The sequence below is a fragment of the Nocardia higoensis genome (assembly GCF_015477835.1).
In the GTDB taxonomy this organism is placed as follows: domain Bacteria; phylum Actinomycetota; class Actinomycetes; order Mycobacteriales; family Mycobacteriaceae; genus Nocardia; species Nocardia higoensis_A.
Window position 1 is genome coordinate 1,249,361 of the sequence record NZ_JADLQN010000001.1, and the last position, 12,728, is coordinate 1,262,088.

The window sequence follows — 12,728 nt, forward strand, 5'->3', positions numbered from 1 at the left end:
CTTCCTTCCGCTCCCGCCATGCAGGACCGCGATCGGCTACTCACTCGCGCGATCAGAAGTCGTATGCGGGCTCGGCGTCAAGGATCCTCGTGAACATCGCGATGAGCCCTTCGAGGTCGGATTCGGCTCGCGCGGCATGGCAGGCACCATGCAACTCGACCAGGTCGGTCTTCTCCCAGTCGAGCCCGGCACCACGTTCGGAAAGGAGAAGGTCGAAGAACTCGCGGGTCGAGCGACCATTGCCCTCCCGGAAGGGGTGAGCGAAGTTCACATAGTCGTAGAGGTACGCGACGGTACGCGCAAGCTCTGCCTCGGGAACAGCCTCGAGCTGCTCTAGGCGGTGAATCTCGGCGGCCACATGGTTCATCGGCTGGCTGATGCTATTGGGCGGACAGAAGGACTCGTCGCCCTTCTCGATGCCGACGGTCCGCACCTGTCCGGCCCAGACGTACACGTCTTGGAAGAGCTGGTAGTGGATCGCTTTCAGGTAGGCAAGATCATATGAGCGGTCACTCAGAAGATCGGGAGCCTCGCGAAGTTCGATCACACGTGCCTCGACGAGATCATTCTCCGCGTCCTGCAGTTCTTCGGCTGTCACAGCACCGACGCGATTACTCAGGATGCTCGTGCCAGGGACGAAGTAGCCCTGCCAATTCCGTTCGGGATCGCCGACGTCCCAGGGGTGCGGCATCCTTGACGCGGTTACTGGACGTTGTACCGGCGGCGGACGCGAGCGCTCAGCTCGGCCGCGGTGATCGTCCCCCTGGCATAAGCGAGCTGGTCGGCACGGGTGGCGTTCGTGCTGCGTGAACCTTCGAGTTCAGTGCTGCGGCGGATGGCCCTTACCACCTTGATCCGTCGCTTGGCCTTCTGCGCCTCGCTCACCTGGACACCACCTTCAGTCGAGTACCTTCAGAGTAGTCTACGGAGCTGACATCGCGTCGATGCGCTGTCCGAACTCGGTCGACGCCTCTTTGCCTGGATCCGCCGGAGGCGAGCGCGGCCCGCAGCGCCTCCAGCTCGGACGGTTCTCACCCTGTGACCCGAGAAGACCGGCTATCGACGCCCCTCACCGCTCTGACCTGGACAGACGGCGAACAACTCATCCGCTGCCTACGCGTCGTCATGACTCCAGGCACCGACAAGATCCGGGTCAAGGGCGGATGGTGGTCGCACCGACTGTCTATCGCTCCGTGCGAGACTGTCCAGGTGAGTACCCGGTCACCCCAGGTCAGCGCGGCCCGCCGTCGCGCCGTCATCGACGCACTGCGTCGCGGAGCGGTTCCCGAGAGCGGGCTCGACCTGCTCGCCACCGGCCTCGACCGATTCGAGGCCGCGTTGGACGCGGAACTGGATGTGGTCGAATCCGGTGGGTCGGTGTTCAAGGCCGTGCGCGGCGAATACGGGTCGGGTAAGACGTTCTTCGCGCGGTGGCTCGGTGAGCGTGCGAAGCGGCGCAACTTCGCGGTGTCGGAGGTACAGATCTCCGAGACCGAGACTCCGCTGCACAAGCTGGAGACGGTGTATCGGCGGCTGACCGAACGGCTGACCACGGCCAGTTTCCCGCCGAGCGCGCTGCGATCGGTGGTCGATGCCTGGTTCTATGCCCTCGAAGAAGACGCCTTGGCCGCCGGCGCCGAGGACGACACGTTGGTCGCGGCAGTCGATGAGCTCATGACGGCGCGCTTGATCGAGGTATCGCGGCACGCACCCTCGTTCGCGACGGCGCTGCGCGGATATCGCACAGCACTCGTCCGCGGGGACGAGGCGACCGCTGCGGCAATCCTGGCATGGCTGGGCGGCCAGCCGAATGTGGCTGCCGCGGCCACACGGGCCGCAGGTGTGCGCGGCGAACTCGATCACTTCGGGGCGTTCGGGTTTCTCCAAGGACTGCTCACCGCACTGCGTGACAGCGGCCACCGAGGTCTGCTGCTGGTGCTCGACGAGGTGGAGACCCTGCAACGGGTGCGATCCGATGCCAGGGACAAGGCGCTCAACGCGTTGCGCCAGCTCATCGACGAGGTGTATTCGGGCCGCTTTCCCGGCCTGTATCTGCTCATCACCGGCACACCCGCCTTCTACGACGGTCAGCAGGGTGTGCAGCGCCTGGCGCCTCTCGCGCAACGCCTCGCCACGGACTTCACCACCGACCCGCGCTTCGACAACCCTCGGGCCGTGCAGATCCGACTGCCCGGATTCACCATGGAATCGCTGGTCGCGCTCGGTGTCACCATCCGCGATCTCTATGCCGACGGCAGTGAGCACCCCCAACGGATCCGCGAGGTCGCCGACGATGCCTATATCACCGACCTCGCACGAGCGGTTGGCGGAACACTCGGCGGCAAGGTCGGTGTCGCGCCTCGGTTGTTCCTGAAGAAACTTGTCGGCGATGTTCTCGACCGCATCGACCAGTTCCCGGACTTCGATCCGCGCGTGCACTACAAGCTCACCGTCGACAGCGCCGAGCTGACCGACGCCGAACGCAATCTCGTGCGCGCCGACGACATAGACCTGGAACTGTGACCGAGGATCCGTGGGATCGCCTCGACCCGGTGGTGGTCCACCACATCGTCAACAGCCTCGGCTGGCCGGGATTGCGGCCACTGCAACAGCAGGCCATCGACCCGCTGCTCAACGGCGCGGACGCTGTTCTGCTCGCCCCCACCGCGGGCGGGAAGACCGAGGCGGCCTGCTTTCCGCTGCTGACCGCGATGACACAGCAGCACTGGACCGGCATTTCGGTGCTGTATCTGTGCCCGCTGAAAGCCCTGCTGAACAACCTGGTCACCCGGATCGACGCCTACGCCCAGTGGCTGGGCAGGCGCGCCGCGCTCTGGCACGGGGATGTCAGCGACTCCAAGCGCAACCGTATCCGCCGTGAGCATCCCGACATTCTGTTGACCACTCCGGAATCGTTGGAAGCCATGCTGATCGGCACGAAGACCGATCACCGGGAGTTGCTCGGCAACATCCGGGCGGTCGTGGTCGATGAGGTGCACGCCTTCGCCGGTGACGACCGTGGCTGGCATCTGCTCGCCGTCCTGGAAAGGTTGCAGCGGGTCACCGGACGGCCGATCCAGCGGATTGGGTTGTCGGCGACAGTCGGCAATCCCGCCGACCTGCTTACGTGGCTGCAGGGATCGGGGGCGGGTTCTCGGCGTGGTCAGGTAATCGCGCCGGATGTCGTTTCGGCGTCGGCAGCGCAGCCCGGCGGCGCGCCGCAGGGTGAGGTCGAACTCGACTACGTCGGGTCGCTCGAGAACGCCGCGAAGGTGATAGCCGCGCTGCATCGAGGTGAGAAGCGTTTGGTGTTCTGCGATTCCAGGCGGCAGGTCGAGCAATTGGGGGCCGCGCTGCGGGAGCGCGAGGTCACCGTGTTCCTGTCCCATTCGTCGCTGTCGGCCGACGAGCGGGCGCGTGCGGAACAAGCTTTCGCCGAAGCCCGCGATTGCGTGATCGTGTCGACCTCCACGCTCGAACTCGGCATCGACGTCGGCGATCTGGATCGGGTCATCCAGATCGACGCTCCCACTACTGTCGCGTCGTTCCTGCAGCGCATCGGTCGCACCGGCCGCCGCGCCGACAGCACCCGCAACTGCCTGTTCTTGGCCACCAGCGACGATGCCCTCGTACAGGCGGCCGGGCTGCTGCTGTTGTGGGGCCGCGGCTGGGTCGAGCCGATCACCCCACCACCTGAACCGCGCCATCTCGTCGCCCAACAATTGCTCGCTGTCACATTGCAGCACCATCACATCGGCGACCGCCTGTGGTCCGATGAATGGAATGGGCTGTCCCCCTTCGATGAATCGGCGGAGCCCATCCTCCGGCACCTGCTCGATCAGGGGTACCTCGACGACGACGGCGGACTGCTCCACATCGGTCCGGCCGCCGAGAAACGGTTCGGTCGCAGACATTTTCTCGATCTGACAGCCGCTTTCACCGCTCCGCCCCAATTCACTGTGCTCGCCGGACGCCAGGAAATCGGCCATACCGACCCTTCGGTGCTCACCGATGACACACCCGGGCCGCGACGACTGCTGCTCGCCGGACGAAGCTGGCAGGTCACCTTCATCGATTGGCAGCGGCGGCGCGCATTCGTCGAGCCGGCGGAGCACGGCGGCGTCGCGAAGTGGTCGAGCATCGGCTTGCGCGGCTTGTCGTTCCACCTCGTCCGCGCGATCCGCGATGTGCATCTCGGCGAGAATCCGCCTGTCGCGCTCACCCGTCGCGCCCTGACCCAGCTGTCCGATATTCGTGCCACCGAAGGCACCGCGACCGCGCGCGCGGATGCGACAGTCGTGCACCGCGACGGCGAACGGGTGCACTGGTGGACCTGGGCCGGCTACCGCGCCAATGCCACACTGGCAGCATCACTTCCGGACATCGCCTACCCCGACCAGCGGCCCGACGACTTCAGCATCCGGATGCGATCTGATCTGACCGCCGACATGTGGCGGACGGCGTCGGCCGCCCGGCGAGCACTTCTGCCGACACTCGAACTGCCACAGATCGACGAGCGAGCCGCACGCGGACTGAAGTTCTCCGACGTCCTCCCCGACCAGGAAGCCATCGCCACCGTGGCCGCGCGCCTCGCGGACCCGGTCTCAGCACGCCGAGTGATGGAGGAGAAAGTGCATTTCTCCATCGCCTGAAGCGACCAGGTGTCCGGCGGGTGGACGCATCGGCTGAGCGGGCACCCCGGGCAATGCGGCTACCGGACTCCAACGGGACTGGCAGTGGGACGACCAGCGGCTCCGCGAGCTGATCGCCACCATCACAGTCCGGCCCGGACAACCCGACACTGTGGCCGAAGTTCGAAGCGATCGTCCACAACGTGCGGTCCTTCCTCATCCCGATGATCCGCCTGGATGCCGCAACCACCCCCGATGCCGTGTGCTCGGTCTTCGAACGGGTGAACACGACCTCGAACCGGACACCCTCCCCCAGCGCCGAAAAAGCTTCTGTGAACAGCGATCCATCCGGGATGAGCGGGCGTCGACTCGGGTCGTCGCGTCCCCTTCCCGCCGATGGGTACCCTGGATGCCCTGTACGGTGGGTTGCCGGGCATGCCCGGATATCGTGACTGAACGATTGTCGATGCTCAGGGGAGGGAACATGCGCACTGTCCGCGCCGTCATCGCCGCAACCGCCGTCCTCGCGACGACCGCCGGGTGTAGCAGTACCGAGGCAGGCACCGCCACGCCGACCACGCAGGCGATGGACAACCTACTCAACCCTTGTACCGACGTGCCCGACGAATGGCTGATCGAAACCGGACTCGACCCGGCCACCGAGCAGAACAGCGTCAACCCCACCGAGGTCTCCTCCTGGCGCATTTGCGGATGGGACGCCATGGACCTGCCCTACATGGTGGACCTCATGTCCAGCAGCAAGACTCTGGAAGAGACCCGCAACAGCACCACCGTCATCATTCTCGGCGACACCACAATCGGGGCCAGACCCGCCCTGATCACTCGCGTGAAGTCAGACTCCGCCGACAAACGCACGTGCTATGTAACCTTTCCCGCCGAGCAGGGTTCGTTCACGATCTCGCTCGGCTGGCGTGCTTCCCGTCCGATAACAGCCGATCGTTGCGAACTGGCGATCAAGCACGCCACAGACCTCGAACGACACTTGCCGAAGTAGCCGAAAGCATTGGGAGGGGCGCGCTCATGGCGGACTCGCAAGAGCAACTGAAGACATGGCAGACGTTCAAGCAGCAGGGGATCAACGGGGAGTTCACACTGGACGAGGACATCGGGTCCGCACTGGCTGCACGCTGCGAAACTCTGCTCACCTCGCTCGACGGAATGCTGAAGAAGGCGGAAAACCTGGAGTTCCTTTCCGGCTACGGCGGGCTCCCCTCCGCTCAGCAACTACAGCAGAAATTCCAGCAAAAAGCGGTCGGCGGGGCCACCCACGATCCCAACGACAACGCGATTTCTCGCATCAAGCTGCACATCGAGATCGTCACCACGATGCGCGACGCCTACCTCGCCGCAATCGGTCAGCTCCAGAACGTCGACCAGAGCAACAGCCAACAGATGAACGATCAGACCGAGCAGACCGGCTGACACTCGACACCCGCCCTCCGGCGGGCGGCGTGTGATCGGTAGACCGCGAAGTTCAGCAGATGTCCATAGGTCCTCTCCCATGCGGCCTGGCCGACGGCCTCGAACGTGCTGGTCGTTGTGGTGGCGGGCACCGGGGCTTTCACCACGGGCTGCCCACCCCTGTGGGGAAGCCGGTGCGCCGTGTGAAGGGGCCGTGACGACGCTTCCGGTGCCGAGCGCCGCAGCAACCATACGAGCGCCGATCCGACTGCCTCGAACGTGAATCCACCAACCCTTATCGGGATATAGGCGATCCGTATATCGCGCCGGGCAGGTGCGGTTCCCACCCAGGATGGAGTCCGATCGACGCCAATGCGCTTCCACGACAACAGAACCGGGGGGGATCAGTGACGACCATGTCCACGGGTGAAGCCATCCGCCGAATACGCAAGTCCTACGGCATGACCCAACGCGAACTCGCCACCCTCATGGGCTACACCCAACCGGTCGTCTCCCAACTCGAGAACAACGCCCCCTGCGTCCACGACGTGCGAATGCTGCGCCGAGTAGCCCGCGCGCTGCGGGTTCCCCTTGCCATACTGGTGGTGGACTCGGACGAGGAGGCAGACATGGATCGCCGCAACTTCCTGAGAGCAAGCGCATTCGGCGCGGGAACAGCCGCTGCGAGCGGAGCATTCACCGAGAACGCTGCCGCGACTTCATCCGGCAGCATCCGGGTCGGGGCGAGCGAAGTCGCCGACATCGTGGCGGGCACCAACCAGATTCACGAACTCGACCTGCTCGTCGGTGGCGATCGGCTGTGCAGGGTGGCGGTGAACGGTGTCCGCTACGCCCGCCAACTGCTCGATAAAGGCACCTACACCGACACCGTGAGCCAAGCCCTCACCAGCGCCACCGCCGAAATGATGACCGCCGCCGGATGGGTCCACTTCGACGCCGGACGAACCAGCCAGGCACGCCGCTACTACGCCGAAGCGGCACAGACCGCCACCGCGGCCGGGGACGACATCACCGCGGCCCACGCCCTGATCAACGCCAGCCTGCTCAGTTACGGCGGCAGCTTCTCCCCCACCGAGCTTCCCGAAGACGCACGGCCACGCGAGAGCGTCAACCTCGCCGAGGCCGCCTCCACAGCCGTCCGCCATCAGGGCGGACCTCGGCTTCGCGCTCTCGCCGCGATATATGAAGCGACCGCCCACAGCACGACGGGCAACAGTGGCTCGACGGAAGACGCCATCAAGCGAGCACACCGGGCCTACGAATCGAGCCATGGCAACGATCCGGAATGGGTCTATCTTCCCGAAGCCGCACTTGCCGGCGACACCGGCTGGGCATACATGCGCATCGGCAACCACCGGAAGGCAACAGAACACTTCCAGGCCGCCGTCACCGGCACCAACGCCTGGCCGCGCGAAAACGCCGGCTGGCGAATCAAACTGGCGGAGAACCACATCCTCGGCGGCGAAATCGCTGAAGGATGCCAAATGCTGATCGACCACTTCGACCAGATCAACAGCGTCACCTCCACACGCCTGCGCGCCACCCTCGACGCCATCAGCGACGACCTCCGCCAACACGCCGCGGTGCCGGAAGCGCGGGAGTTCCTGGGAAGGCGCGCGGCGCGGGTGTAGCCGCTGGAACCGTGCGCTTCATGACGCTCACACGCCGCACTCGCTGCGGTGCGGCGCACGGCCGGAGCGGCGCACTGTAGGCGTCGACGGCCGAGGAGTTGCTATCGCCCGCGCTCGCGCTCCCTGTCGATGCCACGTTCGCACTCCCGGTCCCGGTGTCGATCCGGGCTCATCTGTGCCGAGGCGACCATCCGCGACCGCACTGCGTCCTCGACCGGAGCCGCGTGGCTTCGCGCCAACACTTCCCGGGTCAGTACTTGCTCCACCGACCGCCCCTGGTCGACATCGCGCACCATCTCGGCCAGGCGTCTCTCCGGCGCATCGTGGCCACCGCGAGTGCGGGCTTGTCGGGCCGTTCCTAGGCGTGCGTCTTCCCGGCGCTGCGGTATCCCGCCTCGCGGCCGTCACGAACCGCTCGGAACTTCTCCAGATCCAAGCCGGCCGTGCGCTCCGGCGTGATCATCAGGCGCTCCACCTGTCGGCCCGCCTGTTCCAGCGCACAGTCCCGCTCGAGTCCTGCACGGCCCTGGAGCCGCGCCCGCACAGCCCGCACATGCTCGACGCCCAGCTTCCGCACCCGCTCGTTGTGCTCGCCCGCGATCTCGTGCCAGTGCGCCCGCTCGACTTCTTTCCCAATCGTCTCGAGGCCGCTCACCACGTCTTCGCGGCCACGCTCCCGTTCTTCCTCTTTGATCTGTTCCACGGTCCGCAACTGGTCCGCACTCAGGCGCGAACCGAGGGATTGCAGCAGGCCACGCGCCTGCCTGCGCTCGGCCTCTCTGATGTTCTCCAGTCTCTTGGTCAGCCGCTCGTGCTTCTTCTGAAGAGTTTCGGCATCGGCTGGTGGCGTCCCGGCTTCGGCGCGCTCAGCGATTTCCCGGACCTGTTCGCGCACCTGTTCGCGGTGCCGCTCCCGCTGGACCGCCAGATCCTTACCTACCTCGAGCGCCTTCGTGAACGCGCGCTCACGTCCAGGGTCCTCACGTTTCAGAACCTGTTCCCGGGCCTTCTCGCGGACCCCAGGGAGTTCGAGCTGTTCGCGCCGTTCTCGAACACCCGCCCCTGCGTATTGTTGTCGACTGCGTCGCGATCCCTGTCGTATCCGTCCACGGCTACGCCCACCCCCAAATTGTGAAACGGCACTGCGAAAGTTGTCGTGACTACACGTTATTCAGTCGACGAAGCTTCCTCGCGGCGTTTGTCGTCGTGGTAGCCCGAATACTCGCGAAGCGCTGACGCGAAGTACGAGAACATGCCGTCATCCACTTCGGGATCATATTTCTGCATGTCTTTCACGAGCACCCACATGCCGAGTTCGTCCTCGTCCGAGGTATCGCACTCGACGGCGGGATTCACGTGGTCGTAGAAGGAGTTTTCGTCGTCCCAGGAGTGCCAATCGACCCAACGGGCGCCCGCGAACCGAATAAAGCACTCACCCATGAAGCACACGAAGGCATCGACCAGGTCATGGTTCTCGGGTTTCATCGCGGCATCCATATCCGGAAGCCATTCGGCGAGGGCCGCGTCGAGTCGCTTTACCTCCGAGGACCCTTCCGGCCACGGCCCGGCGGGAATGCCCCCCAGCCCGGCGTAGTCCAAGAATTTCCGGACCTGCGCCGCCCGCCGGTCCGGATCGACCCACGTGCCCCATGCGGTCCGCTCGACTTCGAAATCGAGACCCAACTGTTCGTTGCTCTCCACGGCCCCTCCTCGCTCGACGACTCGAGACAGTATGGCCCGTTCGTCCGACGTGGCTGGGGTAGCCGACACACGGCGGAGATGCGCGTCGTCGAGAGTCCGCCGGGCCGAGAAGGTGGCCGTGCGAATCACGGATTCGGTGTCCATCCGGGGATTCGCGGGATGACGGCATCGGGCACCACGAGTGCGCAGGACAGCGTCAATGCTCGGACCGCGCAACCGAAGTGCGCCAAGCCGGGTGCGAGGATCGTGGCCGCGCGAGTGGTGTGCGCGGTGTGCGCGATCAGGGTGGTCGGCATATAGGTGTTTTCGTCGATGGTAAGCACGGTGGTGAGGTGGTAACCGTGGCGGGCGGCGAGTTCGTGCAGGGTCGCCCGATCGGCGAGCGGGGATTCGCTGAGGTCGAGATTCAGCAATCCGAGTGCGGTGTCCATGATTGCCTTTCCGCGCGGCCGGACATGCGGTCGCGGAAGTATCGGTAGTCGTCGTCGCTGACGATCTGGGCGGCGACGCGAGTGGAGCAGTGCCACGGACAGTCGCCGTGCATCTCCAGTGCGTTCGCCGCGTCGGCCGGTGAGCGGACGGGCCAGTGTGGGTTGTCGTGGCGGAGCTTGTCGGCGTGCGCCTGGCGGCGGATGCGGCCTGCTCCATCGGGATGATCACACCGTTCGGCCCGGCCCGGCCAGGCCCTGCGGGGTCAGCGGCCACGGCGACCTCCACTGCTGTCGCGCCGCCGTGTCGACCCGTCCGTTCCGGTGCTCCGTGCCGTCACGGCACGGACTCCGGCGCGCCGGCATCGGCCGGTCCGTCCAGGTGGACGGGCAGGTGTAGGTGGCCGTGGGAGATGAAGCTGGGCAACGGTTTCAGCTCGTGCGGCGCGGCGGCGAGGGTCAGGTGGGGGAAGCGCCCGAACAGGGCGGGCAGCGCCACGGCCGCTTCCAGCCGGGCCAAGGGAGCCCCGAGGCAGAAGTGCGGGCCGTAGCCGAAGGACAGGTGCTCTTTGTGCTTGCGGGCCGGGTCGAACTCGTCGGGGTCGCCGCCGTGCAGGTGCGGGTCGCGGTTGGCCGCGGCGATGCAGGCGAGCAAGGCGTCTCCTGCCTCGATCCGCCTGCCCGCGATGTCGATATCGACGACCGCGTAGCGAAGCGGCAGGTTGGCGACCGGTGGCGCGTGGCGCAATGTCTCTTCGATGATGTTCGACCAGGTGAGAGCGCCGACGCGCAGTCGGCCCAGCAGTTCGGGACGGGTCAGTATCGCGACGGCGGCCTGGTCGATGAGGTTGACGGTGGTCTCGTATCCGGCGCTGATCACCAGCAGCAGGGTGTGGATCAGTTCCTCTTCGGTGAGCCGGTCCGCGTGGTCGTCGCGGTGGCTGATGAGCAGGCTGGTCATGTCCTCGCGCGGTTCGGCGCGGCGGCGGGCCACGAGTGTGGTCAGGATGGCCACCATGTCGGCGAAGGTGTCGTGCGGATCGCGTTGCGGGGAGGTGGAGAAGATCTCGTGCACGCACGCGCGCAGCCCGGCTCGCAGGTCGGTGGGGACACCCATCAGGGTGGCGATCACCCGCAGCGGAACCTGGGCCGCGTACTCCTCGCGGAGATCGATCACCGCCCCGTCCGGACGGGCGGCGAGACCGTCGAGCAGGTCGGTGACGATCCGCCGGATCTGCGGTCGCAGCGCGTCGACGCGGCGGGCGGTGAACGCGGGGCCGACGAGCTTGCGCAGGCGCTGATGGTCTTTGCCGTAGGCGGTGAGCATGTTGCGCACCGACACCCAGGAGATCAGCGGCCAATCGGGCGGCACCTTCCCGGCGATGAAGGCCGGCCAGTGCTGGTGGGCGTCCTTGGATACCCGCCGGTCGACAAACAGATCTCTGAGCACCTGCGGATCGGTGATCGCCCAGGCGCGAATCCCGCCGGGCAATGTCACGGGGACCAGTGGTCCTCTTTCGCGGAGGGCGATGGCCGCACCGGGAATGTCGAGCCCGGTGGGGTCGAGCACGACGGGAGTAGGAGCAGCGACGGGGTGCGGATCGGTCATCGGTGATCGCCTTCGTATTCAGCGGGAAACAGTCGGTGGCGGGACGGGAGTGAAGAGGACGGGCAGCTCTTCGAGGGCCCGGTGGAACGGCCCCGGCCGCCACCGCAACCGCTCGTGCGGCACGGCCGGCGTCATCTCGGGCAGCACGTCGAGAAGCTGGTCGATCGCCTCCCCGGCGATCAGTTCGGCCAGCGCCCGCGCGGGGCAGCGGTGCGGTCCGGCCCCGAGTCCGAGGTGGGACTCGTTGCCGCGGATATTGCCGCCCACGACGGCGGGGTCGTTGTTGCACGCGGCCAGGCTGATCACCACCGGCCGATGCGCGGGCACCCACACCCCGTCCACCAGCTGCGGCTGACGCGGATAGGACATGCAGAAATTCGCGATCGGCGGGTCGCGGAACAGCACATGCGTGAGCCCGTCGCGGGTCGACATCGCACCGCCGACGACCTCGCCGCCGAAGTCGGGGTGGGTCATCATCCACGACACGGTGTTGACGATCAGGTTCGTCAGTGGCTCGCTCGCGGCACCGTAAAGGGTGACCAGCTGGTGGACTGCCTCTTCGTCGGTGAGGGCGGTGGGATGGGCCAGCAGCCGAGAGGTGATGTCCTCCCCCGGCCTGGCGCGTTTGCGACGGACGAGTTCGGCCAGCGCCGCCACCATCAGCTCGTTGCCTGCGGCGACGTCGGTGGTGTCGAAGATCATCGCCATCCCTGTCGCGGCCCGGCCGCTGATATCGGGATCGCAGCCGAGGAGTTCGCTGATCACCTCGAACACCAACGGCGAGGCGAAATCTCGGATCAAGTCGGCCCGGCCACTGCTACAAAACCCGCCGATCAACACCACAGCGATCCGCTCGACCACCTGGCGGGTCCTGTGCAGTTCCACCCTGGCGAGGGCGTCCACAGTGGCCGATCGATAACGCGCGTGCTCGAACCCACTGCTGCGGAGTGCATTCGGACGCCACTGCATCATCGGCCGCACCGGGCATTCCGGCGGGATGCCGCGCTGCCAGACCCGTGGATCGGCCGGGAAATGCTCGGGGTCGTGCAGGATTCTCAGGGCGGTCCAGTAGCCGATCACCAGAGTCGCCGGTACGCCCGGCGCGAGCCAGATCGGCGCCAGTGAACCGAACTGCTCGCGCATGTGGGCGTAGGCGGCGTGCGGGTCGGCGGCGAACTGCTCGGTGTAGATCGGGACGCGGAAATCGTTGTCGGCGTCGTGCGGTGAGCCACGGCCCACGAGGTGCCGAACAGAATTAGCGGAATGCGCTGTAGGCAACGTGATA

Annotated in this window: 12 protein-coding genes; 6 read left to right on the forward strand and 6 right to left on the reverse strand. The window is 66.2% G+C overall.

All coding sequences use genetic code 11. The annotated features are described in order from the left end of the window. Positions 1-52: 52 nt before the first annotated feature. Together IU449_RS05575 and IU449_RS05580 are read right to left on the reverse strand one after the other, a co-directional pair. Positions 53-691 carry a Fic/DOC family protein gene (locus IU449_RS05575; RefSeq protein WP_195000850.1) on the reverse strand — a complete coding sequence of 213 codons (639 nt, stop codon included), beginning with the start codon at positions 689-691 and terminating at the stop codon, positions 53-55. A gap of 11 nt (positions 692-702) precedes the next feature. Further along, positions 703-885 (reverse strand): hypothetical protein, encoded by a 183-nt coding sequence (locus tag IU449_RS05580; protein ID WP_195000851.1) that lies wholly within the window; start codon positions 883-885, stop codon positions 703-705. Between the two features lie 324 nt (positions 886-1,209). On the opposite strand from IU449_RS05580, the gene brxD reads away from it, so the two are divergent. From brxD to IU449_RS05610, 6 genes are all read left to right on the forward strand, one after another. Next, complete coding sequence (brxD, locus tag IU449_RS05585; RefSeq protein ID WP_195000852.1) at positions 1,210-2,523, forward strand: BREX system ATP-binding protein BrxD; 1,314 nt, start codon at positions 1,210-1,212, stop codon at positions 2,521-2,523. After that, positions 2,520-4,652 (forward strand): DEAD/DEAH box helicase, encoded by a 2,133-nt coding sequence (locus IU449_RS05590; protein ID WP_195000853.1) that lies wholly within the window; start codon positions 2,520-2,522, stop codon positions 4,650-4,652. The genes brxD and IU449_RS05590 overlap by 4 nt, the downstream gene beginning before the upstream one ends. Positions 4,653-5,115: 463 nt before the next feature. Then, positions 5,116-5,646: a DUF3558 domain-containing protein gene (locus IU449_RS05595; protein ID WP_195000854.1), complete on the forward strand. Its 531-nt coding sequence runs from the start codon at positions 5,116-5,118 to the stop codon at positions 5,644-5,646. A 26-nt stretch (positions 5,647-5,672) separates the two neighbouring features. Then, entirely contained in the window at positions 5,673-6,074 is a 402-nt protein-coding gene (locus tag IU449_RS05600) for a hypothetical protein (RefSeq protein WP_195000855.1), read from the forward strand. 395 nt (positions 6,075-6,469) lie between these two features. After that, complete coding sequence (locus tag IU449_RS05605; RefSeq protein WP_195000856.1) at positions 6,470-7,705, forward strand: helix-turn-helix domain-containing protein; 1,236 nt, start codon at positions 6,470-6,472, stop codon at positions 7,703-7,705. 553 nt (positions 7,706-8,258) lie between these two features. After that, entirely contained in the window at positions 8,259-8,840 is a 582-nt protein-coding gene (locus tag IU449_RS05610; RefSeq protein ID WP_195000857.1) for a hypothetical protein, read from the forward strand. A gap of 32 nt (positions 8,841-8,872) precedes the next feature. On the opposite strand, the gene IU449_RS05615 is transcribed toward IU449_RS05610, so the two are convergent. The 4 genes from IU449_RS05615 to IU449_RS05630 all read right to left on the reverse strand — a co-directional run bounded on the left by IU449_RS05615 (position 8,873) and on the right by IU449_RS05630 (position 12,682). Further along, on the reverse strand, positions 8,873-9,406 hold the full coding sequence (locus IU449_RS05615; protein WP_195000858.1) for a hypothetical protein: 534 nt from the start codon (positions 9,404-9,406) through the stop codon (positions 8,873-8,875). Positions 9,407-9,531: 125 nt separating this feature from the next. Beyond that, positions 9,532-9,837, reverse strand: a complete 306-nt coding sequence (locus IU449_RS05620; protein ID WP_195000859.1) for a hypothetical protein — start codon at positions 9,835-9,837, stop codon at positions 9,532-9,534. 334 nt (positions 9,838-10,171) lie between these two features. Continuing rightward, positions 10,172-11,443, reverse strand: coding sequence for a cytochrome P450 family protein (locus IU449_RS05625; RefSeq protein ID WP_195000860.1), 1,272 nt, complete (start codon positions 11,441-11,443; stop codon positions 10,172-10,174). An 18-nt stretch (positions 11,444-11,461) separates the two neighbouring features. Continuing rightward, entirely contained in the window at positions 11,462-12,682 is a 1,221-nt protein-coding gene (locus IU449_RS05630; protein ID WP_195000861.1) for a cytochrome P450, read from the reverse strand. Positions 12,683-12,728: the final 46 nt, after the last annotated feature.